Origin of the sequence: Vibrio alginolyticus NBRC 15630 = ATCC 17749, assembly GCF_000354175.2 — a bacterium.
GTDB lineage: Bacteria > Pseudomonadota > Gammaproteobacteria > Enterobacterales > Vibrionaceae > Vibrio > Vibrio alginolyticus.
Genome location: NC_022349.1, coordinates 2794386 through 2815159, shown reverse-complemented (window position 1 = coordinate 2815159; position 20774 = coordinate 2794386). Strand labels below are relative to the sequence as shown.

20 protein-coding genes and 1 other RNA gene are annotated in these 20774 nt (G+C 45.9%); 4 read left to right on the top strand and 17 right to left on the bottom strand.

Features of this window, described 5'->3' with window-relative positions; genetic code table 11:
- Window positions 1-7: 7 nt before the first annotated feature.
- The 11 genes from murG to rsmI all read right to left on the bottom strand — a co-directional run bounded on the left by murG (window position 8) and on the right by rsmI (window position 12269).
- Complete coding sequence (murG, locus tag N646_RS12990; protein ID WP_005372941.1) at window positions 8-1075, bottom strand: undecaprenyldiphospho-muramoylpentapeptide beta-N-acetylglucosaminyltransferase; 1068 nt, start codon at window positions 1073-1075, stop codon at window positions 8-10.
- Entirely contained in the window at window positions 1062-2258 is a 1197-nt protein-coding gene (ftsW, locus tag N646_RS12985; protein ID WP_005372933.1) for a cell division protein FtsW, read from the bottom strand. The genes murG and ftsW overlap by 14 nt, the downstream gene beginning before the upstream one ends.
- Window positions 2259-2276: 18 nt before the next feature.
- Window positions 2277-3590 (bottom strand): UDP-N-acetylmuramoyl-L-alanine--D-glutamate ligase, encoded by a 1314-nt coding sequence (murD, locus tag N646_RS12980; protein WP_017821485.1) that lies wholly within the window; start codon window positions 3588-3590, stop codon window positions 2277-2279.
- 39 nt (window positions 3591-3629) lie between these two features.
- Window positions 3630-4712: a phospho-N-acetylmuramoyl-pentapeptide-transferase gene (gene mraY, locus N646_RS12975; RefSeq protein WP_005372931.1), complete on the bottom strand. Its 1083-nt coding sequence runs from the start codon at window positions 4710-4712 to the stop codon at window positions 3630-3632.
- The gene (locus tag N646_RS12970) at window positions 4712-6076 is read right to left on the bottom strand and encodes a UDP-N-acetylmuramoyl-tripeptide--D-alanyl-D-alanine ligase (protein WP_017821486.1); all 1365 of its coding nucleotides are present in this window, start codon (window positions 6074-6076) and stop codon (window positions 4712-4714) included. Before N646_RS12970 ends, mraY begins: the two co-directional genes overlap by 1 nt.
- The gene (gene murE / locus N646_RS12965) at window positions 6073-7554 is read right to left on the bottom strand and encodes a UDP-N-acetylmuramoyl-L-alanyl-D-glutamate--2,6-diaminopimelate ligase (protein ID WP_017821487.1); all 1482 of its coding nucleotides are present in this window, start codon (window positions 7552-7554) and stop codon (window positions 6073-6075) included. The genes N646_RS12970 and murE overlap by 4 nt, the downstream gene beginning before the upstream one ends.
- A 62-nt stretch (window positions 7555-7616) precedes the next feature.
- Complete coding sequence (locus tag N646_RS12960; RefSeq protein WP_017821488.1) at window positions 7617-9410, bottom strand: penicillin-binding transpeptidase domain-containing protein; 1794 nt, start codon at window positions 9408-9410, stop codon at window positions 7617-7619.
- On the bottom strand, window positions 9407-9724 hold the full coding sequence (gene ftsL, locus N646_RS12955) for a cell division protein FtsL (protein WP_017821489.1): 318 nt from the start codon (window positions 9722-9724) through the stop codon (window positions 9407-9409). The genes N646_RS12960 and ftsL overlap by 4 nt, the downstream gene beginning before the upstream one ends.
- 5 nt (window positions 9725-9729) lie before the next feature.
- Complete coding sequence (gene rsmH, locus N646_RS12950; RefSeq protein ID WP_005372918.1) at window positions 9730-10680, bottom strand: 16S rRNA (cytosine(1402)-N(4))-methyltransferase RsmH; 951 nt, start codon at window positions 10678-10680, stop codon at window positions 9730-9732.
- A 175-nt stretch (window positions 10681-10855) separates the two neighbouring features.
- Window positions 10856-11237: RNase P RNA component class A (gene rnpB, locus N646_RS23290), an RNA gene on the bottom strand.
- Window positions 11238-11405: 168 nt separating this feature from the next.
- Entirely contained in the window at window positions 11406-12269 is an 864-nt protein-coding gene (rsmI, locus tag N646_RS12945; protein ID WP_005372907.1) for a 16S rRNA (cytidine(1402)-2'-O)-methyltransferase, read from the bottom strand.
- A gap of 68 nt (window positions 12270-12337) precedes the next feature.
- On the opposite strand from rsmI, the gene N646_RS12940 reads away from it, so the two are divergent.
- From N646_RS12940 to N646_RS12925, 4 genes are read left to right on the top strand one after another with little or no spacing between them, the layout of a single operon-like run.
- A complete protein-coding gene (locus tag N646_RS12940) occupies window positions 12338-14149 on the top strand; it encodes a penicillin-binding protein activator (protein ID WP_005372905.1) in 1812 nt (603 codons plus the stop codon).
- Window positions 14136-14504 (top strand): YraN family protein, encoded by a 369-nt coding sequence (locus N646_RS12935; protein WP_005372903.1) that lies wholly within the window; start codon window positions 14136-14138, stop codon window positions 14502-14504. The genes N646_RS12940 and N646_RS12935 overlap by 14 nt, the downstream gene beginning before the upstream one ends.
- Before the next feature lie 3 nt (window positions 14505-14507).
- The gene (locus tag N646_RS12930) at window positions 14508-15098 is read left to right on the top strand and encodes a phosphoheptose isomerase (RefSeq protein WP_005372901.1); all 591 of its coding nucleotides are present in this window, start codon (window positions 14508-14510) and stop codon (window positions 15096-15098) included.
- A gap of 21 nt (window positions 15099-15119) precedes the next feature.
- Entirely contained in the window at window positions 15120-15788 is a 669-nt protein-coding gene (locus N646_RS12925; RefSeq protein WP_005372899.1) for a BON domain-containing protein, read from the top strand.
- Between the two features lie 71 nt (window positions 15789-15859).
- Here N646_RS12925 and sspB read toward each other — a convergent pair whose 3' ends face one another.
- The 6 genes from sspB to rpsI form a co-directional block, all read right to left on the bottom strand.
- A complete protein-coding gene (gene sspB, locus N646_RS12920) occupies window positions 15860-16345 on the bottom strand; it encodes a ClpXP protease specificity-enhancing factor (protein WP_005372898.1) in 486 nt (161 codons plus the stop codon).
- A 17-nt stretch (window positions 16346-16362) separates the two neighbouring features.
- Window positions 16363-16998, bottom strand: a complete 636-nt coding sequence (sspA, locus tag N646_RS12915) for a stringent starvation protein SspA (protein ID WP_005372897.1) — start codon at window positions 16996-16998, stop codon at window positions 16363-16365.
- Window positions 16999-17094: 96 nt separating this feature from the next.
- Window positions 17095-17832, bottom strand: coding sequence for a cytochrome c1 (locus N646_RS12910; protein WP_005372881.1), 738 nt, complete (start codon window positions 17830-17832; stop codon window positions 17095-17097).
- Window positions 17829-19094: a cytochrome b gene (locus N646_RS12905; protein WP_005372880.1), complete on the bottom strand. Its 1266-nt coding sequence runs from the start codon at window positions 19092-19094 to the stop codon at window positions 17829-17831. Before N646_RS12905 ends, N646_RS12910 begins: the two co-directional genes overlap by 4 nt.
- Window positions 19094-19684 carry a ubiquinol-cytochrome c reductase iron-sulfur subunit gene (gene petA / locus N646_RS12900; protein ID WP_005372877.1) on the bottom strand — a complete coding sequence of 197 codons (591 nt, stop codon included), beginning with the start codon at window positions 19682-19684 and terminating at the stop codon, window positions 19094-19096. The genes N646_RS12905 and petA overlap by 1 nt, the downstream gene beginning before the upstream one ends.
- Before the next feature lie 693 nt (window positions 19685-20377).
- On the bottom strand, window positions 20378-20770 hold the full coding sequence (rpsI, locus tag N646_RS12895) for a 30S ribosomal protein S9 (RefSeq protein ID WP_005372876.1): 393 nt from the start codon (window positions 20768-20770) through the stop codon (window positions 20378-20380).
- Between the last annotated feature and the right edge of the window lie 4 nt (window positions 20771-20774).

Here is a 20774-nt window from a genome sequence, read left to right as displayed (position 1 = left end):
AATTCGGTTAACGCTTTTCGGTCAAAGCGACAATGGCTTGTGCGACAACTCGGTCAGCATTCAATTTTGCAGCGCCACGCGCTTGCTCAGCCATTGTAAGTAAAGCTTGGCGATCCAATTGTTGGATCTGCTGAGTCAGAGACTCAACGGTTAAATCTGGTTGTTCAATCATTTTCGCCGCGCCGCAATCCACCAAGTGGTCAGCATTAAGTGCTTGCTGGCGGTCTTTGTGCATGAATGGAACAAAAATAGCGCCTACACCTGCCGCCGAGACTTCAGAAACGGTTAACGCTCCAGAGCGACAAACTAAAAGGTCAGCCCATGCGTAAGCTTCTGCAACGTCATCAATGAATTCCATTACTTCTGCATTTACCACACCATTAGCTTGGTATGCTGCATTCACTTCTTCGGCGGAACCTTTACCCGCTTGATGACGAATACAGTAATCTTCGCCCAATTTCGACATCACTTCTGGCAGAGTTTGGTTAAGAATACGTGCGCCTTGGCTGCCACCCATCACCAAAATGCGAATTGGACCTTGGCGCTCTTGCATGCGCTCAGTTGGCGCTGCTAATTGAGTCACGTCCTCACGAACTGGGTTCCCAACCACTTCGGCATTTGGAAAAGCGCCTGGGAAAGCCTGAAAAACCTTCTTAGCGATTTTCGATAACCATTGGTTCGTTAAACCTGCTACTGCATTTTGTTCATGCAGAACAACAGGAATACCACTCATCCAAGCGGCAATACCACCCGGGCCGCTAACATAACCGCCCATACCAAGCACTGCGTCTGGCTGCCAGCGTTTCATGTGAGCACGAGCCTGCATAATGGCATTGATAATTTGAAATGGTGCTGCAAGAAGACGTTTAACGCCTTGACCTCGTAACCCTTTCACTTTGATAAAGTCGATTTCAATGCCATGTTTTGGCACCAAATCCGCTTCCATTCGATCCGCCGTACCTAACCAACGGATCTCCCAACCTTGTTCTTGAAGCTGTTTTGCTACCGCCAAACCTGGGAATACGTGACCGCCAGTACCACCAGCCATCACCATCAAACGTTTATTTTGTTTCATTAGCTTGTTGTTCTGATTGTTGTTGCTCGCGTTTCAAGCGGCATTCGTAATCGATACGCAGTAGTATGGACACTGCGACGGACATAATTATTAGACTAGAACCACCATAACTGATGAGTGGAAGTGTTAAACCTTTAGTTGGAACAATACCGGCGGCAGCTCCAACATTAACCAAGGTTTGAAACGCAAACCAAATACCAATTCCGAAAGCCAGATAACCTCCGAACATTTCGCCTTCTTCAAATGCACGCTTGCCGATGTAAACCGCTTTTAGCACCAAGCTAAAAATCAGCATTAAGACCAGCACTACGCCTACGAAACCAAGCTCTTCAGCAAGTACGGCAAACACAAAGTCGGTGTGCGCTTCCGGTAGATATTCCAGTTTTTGAATTGAATTACCGAGACCTTGTCCGAACCATTCACCACGACCAAACGCCATCAAAGACTGAGTCAACTGATAGCCACTGCCAAATGGATCTTCCCACGGGTCAAGGAAGGAGGTTACTCGTCGCATACGGTATGGCTCGACGAGAATCAAACCTACCACAGCGCCGATACCTGCCACCATCAAGGCGAGAAACTGGGTTAGTTTTGCACCTGCGATAAAAAGCATGCCAAACAGCGTGACCAGCATCACGACGACCGTCCCCAAGTCTGGCTGACCAAGTAGTAATACTGCAAAGAAGGCAAACACCATGATTGGCTTCATAAAGCCACCAAAGAACGTTTGTCGTACTTCGTCTTGCTTTCGAACTAAGTAACCAGACATGAAGATAAACAGCGATAGCTTCGCGACTTCCGCTGGCTGAAGGTTAAACAGCCCAAGGGGAATCCAACGAGACGCACCATTAACCGACTTACCCGCCAAGAGCACGATGATCAACAGTGCGAAAGAAGCCCAAAGTAAGTAATGGCTCTTCTTAAACCACTCTTGCAAAGGCACTTGCAAAATAACAGCGGAGGTCCCTAACGCCAGCACGAGAAACGTCGCATGACGAAACATAAAGTGGAACGGCTGTTCCGTTAATCGAGAGCTGATTGGAAATGATGCAGAGGTTACCATGACCAAACCAGTCAACATCAAACCCAGTGCAATCCACACTAACTGACGATCAAACATCGCCTCTGGGGCTGGATGCTTGAGCCAATTGCCAATACTGCGTTTAACGTTACCTAAACCCACGAAGTGTGTAACCTTTAATTATGCATATTTCTGAGCAAGAGCAGCGAAAGCATCACCTCTTGCCATAAAGTTGTCGAATTGATCAAAGCTAGCACATGCAGGAGACAGCATCACCATATCACCTGGTTTTAACTGCGAAGATACTTGTTGAATCACATCTTCCATAGTGTCGAAACGTATTGCAGATTCATGCAGTGGCATAAATTCATCGCCATCAGCGCCAAAGCAACACAGTTGCAAGTTAAGCGTCGCGAAGATCGGTTTTAATGGCGAGAAGTCAGCACCTTTGCCAACACCACCAACGAGTAAGTAGAGCTTGCCTGTCGATTCCAAACCAGATAGCGCAGCCATAGTGCTGGCAATATTAGTTGCTTTAGAGTCATTCACCCATTTGACGCCTTGATTATCCGCAACCACCTGGCATCGGTGTGTCAGTCCCGTGTAATTTTTAAGTGCATTCAATGCTTTGTGATAGTTTACGTCCGCAGCTTTTAATAGCGCTAAAGCAACCAGAGCGTTAGATAAGTTGTGCTTACCAACCAACTTAAGCTCATCACTTGCGACAACTCGTTGACCGTGATCGAGCAGCCAAGTACGGTTGCCATCCACCTCGAGACCAAAGTCCTGATTGTCGCTGCCAAATGTCACCAATGGCATCTCTGCGTCTGGGAAGGTTTCTTGATCATCACGGTTCACGACCGCAAGAGCAGCATGGTTAAAAATACGCAACTTGGCTTGTCGATAGTCAGACATGCCTTGATAACGATCCATATGATCTTCAGAAAGATTCAGAAACGCAGCGGCTTTGAGCTTTAAGCTTGACGTCGTTTCTAACTGGAAGCTCGAGAGTTCGAGTACATATAGGTCTGCGTCTTGTTCTAACAAATCCAGTGCAGGCACACCGATGTTACCACCAACGCCAACATCCAAACCTGCAGCCTTAGCCATCACACCTGTGAGGTCGGTTACTGTGCTCTTACCGTTTGAGCCCGTAATCGCAATTACGGGTTTCTGCACCGCCCAAGCGAATAACTCGATATCACCTACTACTGCCGTACCTTTTGCTAATACGGCTTGGATCTCTGGTGTCGCTAGCGCAATACCAGGGTTGGTCACGATAAGATCCGCGTCAGAAAGCCAGTCCGTATTCCAACCACCACTATGCAGTTGAACACTTTCCGGCAAGCGCTCTGCACCTGGAGGGTTTACACGAGTATCAATGACTTTGACCACAAGTTGTGGCTGATTTTTTCTTAGGTGTTTAACGACAGAGAGCCCGGTAATACCGAGCCCTACGACGACAACACTATGTATGTTTTGCCAACGTTCCATATTTGATCACACTGTAAATCTTGTTCTTGGAAAGCGCGATTAACGCACTTTCAATGTCGCAAGACCAATCAGAACAAGAACCATAGAAATAATCCAGAAGCGCACGATTACGCGAGGTTCTGGCCAACCTTTCAATTCGTAGTGGTGGTGAATTGGTGCCATACGGAAAATGCGCTGACCACGTAATTTGTAAGAACCTACCTGCAGGATGACTGATAGCGTTTCCATTACAAATACGCCACCCATGATCACCAACACCAACTCTTGACGAACTAGAACAGCAATGGTGCCCAATGCACCGCCAAGCGCTAGTGAGCCCACATCGCCCATGAACACTTGTGCTGGGTACGTGTTAAACCACAAGAAACCAAGGCCTGCACCTACGATTGCTGTACATACGACAACTAACTCAGAAGCATGTGGTAAGTATGGTATATGAAGGTATTCAGAGAAGTTAACGTTACCGGTCGCCCATGCAATAACCGCGAAGCCTGCTGCAACAAGAACCGTTGGCATGATTGCCAAACCGTCTAGACCATCAGTCAGGTTGACCGCGTTACTTGTACCTACAATGACAAAGTAAGTCAGAATGATATACATCAAACCAAGCTGCGGCATGATGTCTTTAAAGAATGGCACCACTAGCTGAGTTGCTGCTGTGTCCTTACCGTAAGCATACAATGCGAAAGCGACGACAAACGCGATCAACGACTGCCAGAAGTACTTCCAACGCGCGATCAAGCCATCGGTATTTTTGCGTACCACTTTACGATAATCATCAACAAATCCGACCGCACCGTAGCCAAGTAAGACTGTCAGTACCGCCCATACGTAAGGATTGGATAAGTCTGTCCATAGCAAAATCGTGATTGAGATGGCCGCTAAGATCATGATACCGCCCATTGTTGGGGTACCACGCTTACTAAAGTGAGATTCCGGACCTTCGTTACGCACTACCTGACCAATTTGCAGCATTTGCAAACGCTTGATCATGATTGGTCCCATCCATAATGACAGACCTAGAGCGGTTAATACGCTTAGGATTGCTCGAAAAGACAAGTATTCAAACAATCGGAAAAAAGACAGGTATGGCTGTAGCAGCTCGGCAAGCCAAATAATCATTAATAATACTCCTTCAAAGCAGCAGCGACTTCAAACATACGTGCACCGTTCGCTCCTTTCACCAATATCGTATGGTTTTCAGGAACGGCTTGGTCTAGATGCTGCTTGATGTATTCAATCATCTCTTGGTGCGTCTCAAAATGAATGCCTTGGCAAAGATCACTGATCACCTTGGCGTCTGCACCATATGTGAGAACATGTTCAAATTTTTGTGGGGCAGCATGTTCCCCGACTTGACGATGAAGTGCAAGACTTTCCTCGCCCAATTCCGCCATATTACCTAAAATCAGCCAGCGTTGACCTGGGAAAGCGGCCAATAAATCAACTGCCGCTTTCATGGCTGGCACGCTCGCGTTGTAGCTGTCGTCAATCAGTTTTATCTTTTCGCTCAGCGCTTCAACCTCGACGCGACCTTTCACTTTGTTCAAATGTTTAAGGCCAGCACGAACCTCTTCTAATGTGGCGCCCATTTGTAACGCAATAATAGAAGCAGCGATCGCATTCGCAACGTTGTGTTGACCTATAATACCCAGAGACAGTTCAATTTCTTGTGAGCTTGCTGCGATATGTAAGTCAAAGCTTGCTTCACCTGCGGCGTTCAATACGATATTAGAAGCGAAGAAGTCTGCATCAGTATTACTTTGTGAAAAAGTAATGACTTTCTTATCTGCTAACACTTCATCCCACTTGGCTTCACCATTGCTGTCTAGGTTAACAATCGCAATACCACCAGCTGAAAGGCCTTGGTAAATTTCACCTTTGGCTTGTTTCACGCCATCGATAGAACCAAAGCCTTCAAGGTGAGCGGCGGCTACATTGTTCACTAACGCGATATCTGGTTTTACTAACTGAGTAGTGTAAGCAATTTCACCTATATGATTAGCACCAAGCTCAATCACGGCATAATCATCATCCTGCTGTGAGCGCAATAATGTCAACGGAACACCAATATCATTATTGAAGTTACCCGCCGTGAATAACACTTTGCCTTTCAATTGCAGGATACTCGCAACCATTTCTTTTACGGTCGTTTTACCGCAACTTCCGGTGATAGCAACGGTAGGTGTTTGGCATGCTTGATGCACCCAAGAAGCAAACTCACCCAATGCAAGTTTGGTATCCGACACCACAATTTGCGGCACATTCACATCTAAGCGTTTTTCTACGAGTAAAGCACCGGCACCTGCATCTACCGCTTGTTGGCAAAAGTTGTGCGCATCAAAGCGCTCACCTACTAACGCGACAAATAGAGCCCCACGATCAATCGTTCGTGTATCAGTAGAAACCGCGTCGATAAGTAGATCGTCGCCGAATCGCTCGCCACGAGTGATGTCTGCAATTTGAGATAACGTTACTTTGATCATGAGTTCAATCCTAAAAGTTGCATTGCGGACTCGCGGTCGGAGTAATGAATCGTTTCGCCATTACGAATCTGATAATCTTCATGGCCCTTCCCTGCTAACAAGATAATGTCGTTTGGCGAAGCATTTTCAATGGCATAAGACAGTGCTTTGAAGCGGTCATGCTGAACAATCGCTTCAGCAGGTTTTGACAGCCCAGCTAACATGTCTTTCACAATCTGAACCGGATCTTCGCTGCGTGGGTTATCGTCAGTCAACACCACTCTGTCGCCTAGACGCTCTGCAATTTCCGCCATCATTGGGCGCTTACCTGCATCGCGATCGCCACCGCAGCCAAAAATAGCCCACAGCTGGCCTTCACAATGAACTCGTAAAGCTTGCAGCGCTTTTTCTAAAGCATCAGGAGTGTGGGCATAATCGACCACGACTTTGGCACGATCCTTAGTTTGGAATAACTCCATTCGGCCGAGTACAGGTTGCAGTTGACCTGCGGTTTCGAGTAACGCTTGTTTCTCTATACCTAAGCTTAATAAGGTCGCAAAAGCGAGCATTAAGTTGGTTGCATTAAACTCACCAATCAAAGGCGCGTGCAATTCACCTGAGCCAAATTTACCATCGAACTTAATAGTAATCCCTGACTCCGCGTAACTAACTTCCGTCGCCCAAATTGCGCTTTCAAATTCAGTGTTCGGCTTGAGCGAAATAGCGATCGCATTACTTAACTGCGACGCCCATTGATGACCTACTTCATCATCAACATTGATAATGGCACGTTTACATTGGTGTTGCGTGAACAACCCAAGCTTTGCATTGGCATACTCTTCCATCGTGCCATGATAATCTAAGTGGTCACGACTTAAGTTAGTAAACACGCCCGCCGCAAATGATAGTGCTTTGACACGACCTTGCGTCAGGCCATGGGAAGATACTTCTAGCGCGGTGTATGTGGCTTGTTGATTTGCGAGAGAGGAAAGCGTTTTCTGAATTTCAACGGCATTCCCCGTTGTATTCGCAGCTTGTTGCAAGTTATTGAGGAAGCCATTTCCTGTTGTTCCCATTACCGCCGCTTTATGGTCAAGCAGTTCTAGCCATTGCGCTATTAACTGGGTAATGGTGGTTTTGCCGTTGGTGCCGGTGACACCAATCAAATCCATATCAGGGTAAGCATAAAGCTTTCCAGCAATTGCGGATAAACGTTGGTCCAACCTATCAATGTAAATGACGGGAACATCATCAATGATTTCCACCGTACCATGTGTTTTGACATCGCAGGCTTGCGCCAGGGCTGCATTTGCACCTTGCTCAATTGCAGAGGCAATGAATTTACGCCCATCCACAACATGGCCAATCACTGCTACAAACGTGGTTCCAGGTTGAACTCTTCGGCTGTCGAGCTCCAATTCAGAAACAAGAACGGACGATAAGCTAGGGCAATCCACCCAAGGGGAAAGCAGCACGTCCATACTGATGGCTTTAGTCATATTTGTTCTCCGAGCTTTGGCTCAGGTTTTCTTAATTTTGTTTGCTCAGTAAACCACAGGGCTTACTGTTGGAATTTGTTTTCGTCAGGTGCAACATTGAGTATTTGTAGCGCGCCTTTCATGATTTCAGAGAAGACAGGAGACGCTACCGAACCACCATAGTAGTCATCGCCTTGAGGCTCGTTTACGATCACTACTAAAGCAATTCGCGGATCGCTAACCGGAGCAAGCCCAGCCGTGTAGGTGATGTACTCGTCGCTGTACCCACCGGCAGAAGCTTTACGTGATGTACCCGTTTTCGCTCCTACTCGATAACCAGGAACTGCCGCTCTGCGAGCCGAGCCCCCTTTTTGAGTTACGGTTTCCAACATGTCTAATACTTGACGCGCATACTTCGCACTCACCACTTGGCGTGACATGTCATGATCATTGCTTTCGATAATATGAATAGGCTCGTATTTGCCAAGGTTTCCAAGCGTCGCATAAGCATGGGCTAGCTGGATTGGTGTAATTGATAGACCATAACCAAACGCAATCGTGGCGCGCTCAATTGGCGACCAACGAGTTCGTGTAGGAAAAATACCCGTCACTTCCCCAACTAGGTTTAGGCCAGAAAGCTCACCAAAACCCACTGAACTGTACAGCCCAAGAAGCGCCTCTACCAGCATTTGCATTGCTAGCTTCGTCACACCGATATTACTCGACTTTTTAAGGATCGTGGTCAAGCTCGCTTTACCTACGCGAGAGACATCTCTGACTCGACTACCACCTAAACGTAGAACACCATTACCGGTATCTACGATGGTATCTTTATCCGCTATCCCATTTTCTAAGGCGGCTAAAATAACGAAAGGCTTAATGGTCGAACCGGGCTCCATTGAGTCCGTGATCACTCGGTTACGCATTTGATAGCTTTGCCAATCGCTACGATTGTTAGGGTTGTAAGAAGGAGCATTAACCATGGCCAATACGGCGCCCGTTTTTACATCCAACATGACAACAGAACCTGAAGTGGCGCGGTGGTCCGCAACGGCTTGCTTAATCGCACGATACGCAATCGCCTGTAGGCGCTGATCGATGGTTAACTGAAGTGATTTACCTTCTTGCTTGTCTTGCCAAGCAATGTTTTCCACAACACGACCATAACGGTCTTTACGAATAGTTTTCTTACCCGCCGCGCCAGTGAGCCACTCATCGTAGCTACGCTCCACACCTTCTAGGCCATGCCCGTCAATGCCTGTCACACCGACTAAGTGAGCACTAACCTCACCTGCAGGATAATAACGACGAGATTCCGACTTAAGGCCAACACCTGGCAGCTTTAGCTCACGAATATAGTTCGCCATGGCCGGACTGACCTGGCGCTGCAAGTAGATAAAGCGGCGTTTTTCATTGCGCTTGATTTTGTCTATTAACCCTTGTCGGTCAATACCAAGAACATCCGCTAATGCATGCCAACTTTTGGTCTGGCTTAACGCGTTTTCTTTAAAAATCGTGGCAGGATCTGCCCAAACAGCCTCAACCGGTACACTGACAGCAAGCGGCTCACCATTTCGATCCGAAATAATACCGCGAGCAGAAGGAATGGATTTAACACGAACCGAACGTAGGTCACCTTGTTTAATCAGGTTATCTGGCTCAATGATTTGGATGTAGGCTACGCGTGCCACCAAAAGGGCAAATGCACAAAAAACAAAAAACAGTAATAGATGGAAGCGCCAACGAATCAAGAAAGATTCTTCGACCGCCACTTTCACTGCTTTGTTATCGTTTTTCTTATCCCCCGTAGCCGCTTTCTCTTTTGCTACAGGTTTACGCTTATTGGCTTGTTTCGTGTTGGATTTTTTTCTAATCATTTGAGCGTGACAACCACTTCTTTATCGCCATCAGGTCGTTTCATTTCAAGTTCTTTTTTGGCAAGGTCATGAACACGACTGTGTTCCGCGAGGGCAGTTTCTTCCAACATTAAGTTACGCCATTCGCTATCTAATCGTTCTCGTTCAACCAACGTATGGTCTTTTTCGGTGATCGCTTGACGCGCATGGTGGGTAGCAAATACCACTCCCATTGCCGATGCCACGATCAATAGCAACAACAGTAATGGCCAGCGACCAACAGTGAGGAGATCTGTTGCAATCAACTTAGCAAGATTAGGAGTGGATTTCGTCATAATAATTAAAGCTTTTCCGCAATTCTTAACACAGAGCTGCGCGAGCGAGGGTTCATTTCAATTTCTTGTTTGCTTGGCTTAATCGCTTTGCTCACCGCTTTCATATTCGCACTACCAAGAGCACGAATTTGCTCTTCCGTCATTGGAATACCGTGTGGCACTTCAGGCCCTTTGCTCTCTTTACGGATAAAACGTTTGACCATACGGTCTTCCAGAGAGTGGAAGCTAATCACAGATAAACGGCCTTCAGGAGCCAGAATGCTCGCCGCGCCTTTAAGTGCCGTATCAATTTCTTCTAACTCACTGTTGATGTAAATACGAAAAGCCTGGAAAGCACGAGTCGCAGGGTGTTTTTTCTCTTTAAAACTTTTCGGTGCGGCATCTGAAATCAATTTTGCCAGCTGACCAGTGCGAACCATTGGCTCATTTTCTTCGTCTTCACGGTAGGCAACAATCGCTTTTGCAATACGGCGCGCATGTTTATCTTCCCCAAACTCGCGAATGACCCAAGTGATATCATCGAGGTCTGCTTCCATCAACCATTGAGATACTGGAACACCTGATGTCGGGTCCATACGCATATCTAGCGGACCGTCTTTCATAAAGCTAAAGCCACGCTCTGCGTCGTCTAACTGAGGAGAAGAAACGCCTAAATCCAGCAGAACACCATCTACTTTTCCAACTAGTCCATACTCTTCAGCATACTCAGCAATACCAGAAAATGGACCATGAATAATGGTGAAGCGAGGGTCATTGATTTTGCCTGCCTCAGCGATCGCTTGAGGGTCACGGTCGATACTGTACAGTCGGCCATTTTCACCGAGTTTAGATAGAATTGTCCGGCTGTGACCGCCACGGCCAAATGTTCCATCAATATAGACGCCGTCTGGTTTGATAGCTAAGCCATCAATGGATTCATTTAATAACACGGAAATATGTTGGAAGGTTTCGGTCATAGCTTTCTCGTTGAATGATCTTGAAGCGATTCTTTAGTGTACTGATTTCCTACATCATCGCCACCACAAGTCTAAAGTTAGACGTGATTTACGCCAAGTTTATTGGTAATGACATAGTTTGCGTCAATTAAATGCAAAAAACCCATCACTACCGAAGTAGAGATGGGTCTCGAATAGGTGGAGCCGACACATAAGCCGGGTTCTGTTCCGCTTGCGCGGCGGTAGCCATTCGTCTAGGCCAGCAATCACTCACTGGCTCGAGCAACCTACCCGCCTCCTTACGCGAGCAACGCAATGTGGAGGCCTATTTGGTCTTGCTTCAGGTGGAGTTTACCCTGCTACGAACTATTGCTAGTCGTCCGGTGCGCTCTTACCGCACCCTTTCACCCTTACCTGTACCCTTACGGGCCATCGGCGGTCTTCTCTCTGCTGCACTTGTCGTAGGCTTGCGCCCCCCAGGCGTTACCTGGCACCTTGCTCTATGAAGCCCGGACTTTCCTCCCCTTTGTCAGTCTCCCGAAGGACATCAACAAAGCAGCGACTACCCAGTCAGCTCCGAGGGCGGATTGTATAGAGTTCTCACTTCAGAGTCTAGTTAGATCACAGATATGATGAAATGAATGCACTAAGTGATGACTTTTTAGTCAACGTGCCAAAAATAGATTAATAAAAAGGCCGATGCCTAAACATCAACCCTCATTGACCATTTATCTCGCTAGCGGCACTTAGTCTAAGTTTTCTAAGCCCCATTTATATAGCGCATTCTTCTTCAAGTTATGTATTTCTGCCACCAAAGCAGCTGCTTTTTTTAAAGGCAGCTCTTTGGTCAAAATCCCTAACGTGCGTAAAGCATCTTCAGGTAGTGAGTCGTCTGTTGTTTCACGATGGCCATGTACCAACAATACCATTTCACCACGCTGTTGGTTATCGTCACTTTTCACCCATTCAATCAGCTCACCTAACGGCATGCCTTGAATGGTTTCAAAGGTTTTTGTTAGCTCTCTTGCCAACACAACTTCTCTATCTGGGCCAAGAACGTCTAACATGTCTTGTAGAGAGTCTAAAATACGGTGCGGTGACTCGTAAAAAATACACGTACGCTCTACCGAAGCAATCTCTAGGAATTTATCCTTACGACCTTTGCTTTTCGGTGGTAAAAAACCTTCGAAGCTAAAGCGATCCGATGGCAAGCCAGAGGCACTTAACGCCGTAATGACCGCACAGGCACCTGGAAGAGGCACAACTCTAACGCCCGCTTGACGACATTTTGTCACCAAATGGTATCCTGGGTCGCTGATAAGTGGCGTACCAGCGTCAGAAACTAATGCGATAGACTGACCGGAAAGCAGCTTTTCTACCAAAACTTGTGCTTTTTGCTGCTCATTGTGGTCATGTAGAGCAAAAGTTTTGGTTTGAATATTGAAGTGAGACAGTAATTTCCCCGTATGTCGAGTATCCTCAGCGGCAATGATGTCCACAGTCGACAGAATTTCGATAGCACGTTGGGTGATATCCGCTAAATTTCCGATTGGAGTCGGTACGATATAGAGAGTTGGCCCCTCATTCGGCAACTTATTTTTATCTGTCATTTGTTTACCATCACTTCAACGATTAATATAGAGACAATTTTGTACAAAATTATAGAGAACTCACGGCAATGATTAACCATAAGAGACTCAGTGTACCACGCATACTTACTCCTGTTGCACTAGCAATTACGCTCGCCGCCTGTTCTTCAGGTCCAAGACAGCCTGATGGCGTTGATGTAACACTTGAGCCTACTCAGTCTGTTCAGAACTATATGATCCAAGCTGATAGCACGGAAGGCAGTTTACAAAATGACTGGTTGATCATGGCAACCAAAGCCGCGATTCAAGCAAACCAGTTTGATCAAGCAGAAATGTTGATCAAGCGCCTGGCTCGTCAACAGTTAACCGAAGTTCAGCAAGCAGAGTGGCAACTAGCGCGTGCGACCATACAGCAAAAACAGGGTAATTACTCTCAGTTGCTGCAATTGTTGAATTTTAAACCTTGGTGGAAGTTGCCAAATGAGCAATGGAAAGACTATTACTTGATGCGTGCCGACGCTTATCAAGGTCTTAACCAAGCGTTTGAGGCAAACCGCCAACTGGTTGCATTTGGTCAATATGCATCGTCCGCGGAGCAGAGAGAGATTTCTAGCCGTATTTGGATGAACTTTGGCAGCTACTCCGAGTACGAACTGACCTCATTAGAAACAGAGCCAAATGAAGATGTTTTGGATGGTTGGCTACAACTCGCTATTTATGCGAAAACGCTGTCGGGCAACTTATCCCAACTAAAAAATACCCTAGAACGCTGGTTAAACGAGAACCCATCGCACCCAGCCGCTATCTACACACCAGAAGAGATTCAAAACATTCTCTCTCTAGACATTGTTAAACCAAACAACACCGCTTTGTTACTGCCGCTTACTGGTAAGTTCTCGCCACAAGCGCAATTAATTCGTGATGGTTTTGTGTTTGCGATGATGAATGATCGTAACCGTGATCCAAGCGCTACCCTCACGGTAATAGACACTAATGCGTATAACGCCGACCAAATTAAACAACGTTTGATCAATGAAAACATCGATTTTGTTGTTGGTCCTCTAGAAAAAGAGAACGTTGAGCTATTGCACACAACCATGGATGGCTCAGAAAATGGTCCTACGATTCCAGCCCTTGCGCTAAATATTCCCGAAGATGTGCAACCAGATAGCAATATTTGCTACTTGGCATTATCACCGGAACAAGAAGCCGCACAAGCAGCGAAACACTTGTTCAGCGAAGGCTATAACTTCCCTCTGATTCTGGCACCAAAGGGCAGCTTTGGTGAACGTGTAACTGAAGCGTTCAACAAAGAGTGGCGCAAGTACAGCTCTAATAAAGTCGCAGCAAGTTATTTTGGTGACAAGCGCCAACTTCAAAAAGACATCAATGAAGTATTTGGCCTACAAGAAAGCAAACAACGTATTGCTCAGATGCAATCACTAATGCGTATCAAGCTTGAAACACAGCCACGTAGCCGTCGTGATGTCGATGCGGTTTATATTGTTGCTAGAAGCACGGAACTGACCTTGATTAAGCCGTTTATTGAGGTAGCGATTAATCCAGACGCCAAAGCGCCACAAATTTTCTCTAGCTCGCGTAGCAACAGTGGCGGCGCGACTTACGAAGATCTAACAGGCATCATCTACAGCGATATTCCATTGCTGATTGACCCAGACCCTAGCGTGACCGCTGAAATGAACGAGTTGTGGTCAGAGCAATCTAACATGGAAAAACGTTTGAAAGCACTGGGTATGGATGCGTATAAATTGATTGGGGAGCTGCCACAAATGAAGGTCGTTCCGGGCTACTCAGTTGGCGGCCAAACCGGTATTTTAAGTATCGACAATAATTGTGTTGTACAGCGTGAGCTAAGCTGGGCTGAGCGTGGGGCTCTTTAGTAAGCGCCAAATCGGAAATCAATATGAAGCTCTGGCGAAGCAGTATTTACAACGCCAGGGCTTAAACTTTATTGAACAAAATTTTCTGACTAAGGTCGGTGAGATTGATTTAATCTTCCAACAAGGTGAAACTATTGTGTTTGTTGAAGTCAAATACCGTAAGAACAATCACTTTGGCTCGGCAGCAGAAATGGTGACGCACGCTAAAATGCGCAAGCTAGTCAAAACCGCACAAGTTTGGCTTAGCCAACAAAAGCGCTTAAAACACAATATCGATTATCGATTTGATGTCATCGCCATTCATGATAATGGGCGAGATATCAACTGGATAGAAAACGCAATCTCTGAAGGATAAGCGATGCTAGACAGCATTAAAGACAGCTTTACAGAAAGTATTCAAATTCAAATCGCAGCAGCAGAGGCGCTGCCTGATGCCATTACTCATGCAGCTCAAGCGATGGTGTCGAGCCTGCTTAATGGCAATAAAATTTTATGTTGTGGTAATGGCGGCAGTGCTTCAAACGCTCAACAATTTGTTTCTTGTCTTTTAAACCGTTTTGAAACTGAGCGTCCTAGCCTACCAGCAATGGCCTTAACCGCCGATAATACCACCCTAACCGCAGTGGCCAACGATTACCACTACCAGGAAATCTTCTCAAAACAGGTACGAGCGTTTGGTCAACCAGGCGACATTTTGCTTGCCATGTCGACTAGCGGTAACAGTAAAAATATTATCAAAGCGATGGAAGCAGCCGTAACTCGAGACATGACGATTATCGCGCTAACAGGAAAAGATGGCGGAGAGATGGCAGGACTGCTCGGTGAGAACGACGTCGAAATTCGTATTCCATCACACCGCACTGCACGTATTCACGAAGTACATATGGTAACACTCCATTGTCTTTGTGATCTTATTGACCAGGTGCTTTTCCCTGCTCACGAAGAGTAACCAAGACTGAGAATCAGAATTATGCTACGTAGCCTCGTTATCTTATTAACAGCATTGAGTTTAAGTGGTTGCGCAGGTTTGTTTATCGCAGGTGCAGCAACCACAGCGAATATTGTCACGGACACACGCACGACAAAACAAATCTGGCAGGACAATAACATCGAATTCGAAGTTGCGGCGATCGGCAATAAAGCACCGTTTAAAGGTGAAGTTCGTGTCGTTGCCAGTTCATATAATGGGACTGTAGTCCTTATGGGACAAGCTCCGACACAAGACCTTATCCTTGCTTTAGAGCGAAGGGCTCGAGAAGTTAGTGGTGTAAAAGTCATACACAATCAAATCAAACAAAAAGAGCCACTCACTGTTACCCAGATTAGCAATGACAGCTGGATCACAACCAAAGTAAAGTCAGCTTTGCTTACTGATTCTGAGCTTAATGGTGTTAAGGTTAAAGTGATCACCGAAGATGGCGATGTTTTTCTGTTTGGTTATGTCACGCCAGAGCAAGGCGATCGAGCGACAGAAATCGCGCGTAATATCTCAGGCGTAAAACAAGTCATTAAAGGGTTCCAATACGGCGAAATGGAGCCTGTTGAAGTAGACTTACCGAGTGACGGTGTACAAACAATAGAAAGTGAGGCAAGCACAGAAAGTGAAGAGAACGTCGAAGTCTTTACGATTAGTGAGTAATTTCCAAAGTCTGGCTTGAAATCATCTTCAACAAGTTAAAAAGAAAAAAGCAGCGTTACGCTGCTTTTTTATTATTTAATCACTCTTAAGCTTGGTTTGCCTTTTGGTCGAGGAGCATCGTCCTCTTCGGCATCTGAATCAGAAACTAACTCAGAAGGCTCATCACTAACCGTTGTGAACGATGGGGATGATTCTTCCTCGGTCATCGCTTCTTCTTCGATGTGAGTGTACGCTTCTTCTGGTTCAAACATAGTACCAGCACCATTCTCACGTGCATAAATAGCTTGAACAGCATACACAGGCACGATCACTGAGTGCGGACGACCGCTAAAGCGAGCATGGAAGGTAATCGCATCATTACCTAACTCAAGATTACCCACTGCACGTGGCGCAATATTCAAAATAATTTGACCATCTTGAATAAATTCAACCGGGACACGCACCCCTGGCATTGTTGCATCCACAACCAAGTGAGGAGTCAAGTCATTGTCTACTAACCACTCGTAAAATGCGCGAAGCATATACGGGCGGCGAGCAGTCATTTTTGCAATATCCATAACGTGTTTTAAATCGCTTAGCGAACTAGGCGCATTTCACGTTCAGCTTCAGTCAAAGAAGCAAGGAACGAATCACGTTCAAATACGCGGTTCATGTATACCTTGATTTCTTTTGAACCTGGGCCAACAAGATCGATACCAAGTTGAGGCAAACGCCACAATAGTGGAGCTAGGTAACAATCGATCAAGCTGAATTCTTCGCTCATGAAGTACTCATATTCAGCAAAAATTGGCGCTAACGTCAGAAGATCATTACGCAGCTTTGTGCGTGCTTTTTCTGATTCTTCCGCATTACCTTTCATCACTTTTTCAGCGAGTGAATACCAGTTGCGTTCGATACGGTACATCATCAAGCGGCTGTTGCCACGAGCAACAGGGTAAACCGGCATTAGAGGTGGATGAGGGAAGCGCTCGTCCAAGTACTCCATGATGATTTTTGAATCGTAAAGAGCTAGCTCACGGTCAACAAGAGTTGGCACTGATTTATATGGGTTTAGCTCAACAAGCTCAGCAGGAAGGTTTGCTTCGTCAACAAGCTCAACTTCAACACTTACGCCTTTTTCAGCTAGTACAATGCGAACCTGATGGCTATACAAATCTGATGCACTTGAGAAAAGAGTCATCACAGAACGTTTATTGGCAGCTACAGCCATGGAGCCCTCCAGTACACTTACAAATAAAAACAATGGAGGCTAAGCCTCCATTGTACATCAATTAAAATTGGGAATTAGCACGGTATTTTAGCACAATTAATGCACATCGCGCCAATACTCTTTCTTGAGCATCACAACAACGATGGTTAGAAGCACTAAGAAGCCCATTACCCACCAGCCTAGAGCATGACGCTCAAGCTGCACTGGGTCACCTGAATAAACTAAGAAGTTAACGAGATCGCCAACCGCTTTGTCATATTCGCCTTCACTCAGCTCACCCGTGCCATCGGTTTCAGTACCAACAACAACTTGTACTTCTTCGCCATCTACGATTTTCGTATCGTAAATCGGCGTCGGGATGCCCTGTAGCTCTTCAAGCACATGCGGCATACCAACACTCGGGAAGACGATGTTGTTCACGCCGAATGGACGAGATGGATCAACATAGAAAGAGCGTAAGTAAGTGTATAACCAATCAGCACCACGAACTCGTGCAACCAACGTAAGATCTGGTGGTGGAGCACCAAACCAGTTTGCCGCTTGCTTCGGTGGCATAGCATTGACCATTAGATCACCGATTTTCGCTTCAGGATTGAAAATCAGGTTTTCTTTCATTAAGTCTGTTGGAATTTCCAAGTCTGTTGCTACACGCTCGTAACGCTGGTATTGCGTAGAGTGACAAGCAAAACAGTAGTTCATGAACAACTTCGCGCCGTTTTGTAGCGAAGCTTTATCCGTAAGGTCAACATTCGCTTTATCCAGCGGAACATTGGCCCCAGCTGCCATCGCTAGTGATGGCAACATAGCAAATAGAATTACAATCCACTTCTTCATTTGAATGTCACCCTCTCTGGTAATGGTTTGGTTGCTTCATTTTTGCTGTAGAAGAACAGCAACACAAAGAACATGAAGTAACACAAGCTAAAGATCTGAGATAGTAGTGTGTACGTTGGTGTCGCTGGTAACGCACCTAAAATACCTAGAGCGATAAAGGCGATAGTGAACTGTACAATATTCAATAGATGAAGTTTGCTACGGTAACGGTATGAACGAACTTTACAACGATCCAACCAAGGTAGAACGAACAGCACTGCAATTGACGCGCCCATTAGGATAACACCTAATAGTTTGTCTGGAACCGCACGTAGGATTGCGTAGAACGGCGTGAAGTACCATACCGGAGCAATATGCTCTGGTGTCTTCAATGGGTTTGCAGCTTCAAAGTTAGGCGGCTCAAGGAAGTACCCACCCATTTCTGGGTTAAAGAACAGCACGTAACAGAAGAAGAACAAGAAACCAGCAACACCGACCAAGTCCTTAACCGTGCCGTACGGATGGAAAGGAATCGAATCAATGATGTCATATTTCTTCGTGTAGTAATCGTGGAACTTGAATTGCGTTTTGTAATCGTCGCCCATTGAGCCTTTTGGCAGCTTAGTTTCGATACCATCCGGGTTGTTTGAGCCTACTTCGTGCAGCGCCAATACGTGCAAAACAACAAGAAGAAGCAAAACGATAGGCAGTGCAATAACGTGTAGTGCGAAGAAACGGTTTAGCGTTGCACCAGAGATGATGTAGTCACCACGAATCCAAAGCGTTAGGTCATCACCGATAACAGGAATAGCACCAAACAGGGAAATGATTACCTGCGCACCCCAGTATGACATCTGACCCCATGGAAGTAGGTAACCCATGAACGCTTCAGCCATGAGAACAAGGAAGATCAACATACCGAAGATCCACAATAGTTCACGAGGTTTTTGGTATGAACCGTAGATCAAACCACGGAACATGTGAAGATACACAACAACGAAAAACGCTGACGCGCCAGTGGAATGCATGTAACGCAGAAGCCAACCGTACTCTACATCACGCATAATGTATTCGATAGACGCAAATGCACCGTCACCTGAAGGAACATAGTTCATCGTTAGCCAAATACCCGTTAGGATTTGGTTAACAAGAACCAGCATCGCCAGAGAACCGAAAAGGTACCAAAAGTTGAAGTTCTTAGGCATTGGGTATTCAGACAAATGCTTTTTATAAGCATTCATTGCAGGAATACGCTTTTCAACCCAATCTAACATTGCTTGCATTATGCATCTCCCTCATCAACACCCACAATGAGTTTGGTATCGCTCAAATACATGTGCTTAGGAACGACAAGGTTCAACGGAGCAGGTACTCCTTGGAACACTCGACCAGCCATGTCGAACTTAGAACCATGACAAGGACAGAAGAAGCCAGATCTTACGCCCTGCACCTGCTCTGAGAAAGAGTCAGGTAGATAGGTTGGTGAACAACCTAAGTGGGTACAGAAACCAACTGCGACGAAAAACTCTTCCTTAATCGAACGAAACTCATTCTGAGCGTACTCAGGCTGCTGCTCCATTTCAGATTGTGGATCGCGAAGCTTATCACCGATCGATTTTAAGTTATCCAGAACGCTTTGAGTGCGGCGAACAATCCATACAGGTTTTCCCTGCCACTCAACACGAACCAGCTGACCTGGTTCAATTTTACTTATATCCACTTCCACTGGTGCGCCCGCCGCTTTGGCTTTAGCACTCGGATTCCATGATTTGATAAAAGGCACGGCGACGGCGACTGCCCCTAACCCACCAACAACTGCCGTTGTAGCGGTTAGAAAACGCCTGCGACCGTTATTTAAAGGCGCGTTGCTCATCCAAACATTCTCCCATTTGCTCCCTTTGGATCGTTATTATTCCGCTTATAAGAGCATGGCTAACAAATAATGAATTTAGTTCTATTTATTGGAGGGAAATGATAAAGAAAACCCTACTTTTTGACAAGATAAAGCTACCTTTTTGTAACATTTGTGAGGCAAATCGCTCGCGTCGTCACAAAAGCGGCAGAATTATAAAAAATTGATGTGATTTGTAACAAGAAAGCACCACATAGAAGCCCCGCTGAAAGCGGATAAAACCTTTTATCTTGGTAGTTTTCAGTTAATTACACAGAGAAATATTTCGTATTACGCGTTCAGCTTACTGTGTTTATATTTTCAATTTTGTAGCACGCAGAATGCTCAAAAAGGAACGTAAGTCATTTTAAAACATGTTACAGGAAGAATAAGATACAAAGACATTCCTGCTGATGAATACATCTATGCTGCATCACAAGAGAAAGCGTGGTGAGTCGCGATTAAATAAGGCACACATATAAAACGGCACTGACAACCTTTCGACGAAGAGGACGAATAAGAAGGCCTGCTCGGAGTGTGATGATAAGTGAAGGCTGTTCGTTGCTTGAAGACAAGTATGATGTCTTTAAATACAAAAAAGCCCGGCATAGAGCCGAGCTTTTGGTACACAGTTTCCAGAGTAACTCTGAAAGCATAATTCCCGATAAGAGGAAATTAACGCTTAGAGAACTGTGGACGACGACGTGCTTTACGTAGACCAACTTTCTTACGTTCAACGCAACGAGCGTCACGAGTAACGTAGCCAGCTGCGCGTAGAGCAGGACGTAGAGACTCATCGTATTCCATAAGCGCGCGAGTGATACCGTGACGGATAGCACCAGCTTGACCAGAAATACCGCCGCCTTTAACTGTTACGTAAAGGTCTAGCTTTTCAGTTAGTTCAACTAGCTCTAGAGGTTGTTGTACAACCATACGTGCTGTTGGACGACCGAAGTATTCGTCAAGGTTACGCTTGTTTACTACAATGTTACCGCTGCCTGGTTTAATGAAAACACGTGCAGCTGAGCTTTTGCGACGGCCAGTGCCGTAGTATTGATTCTCTGCCATTTTC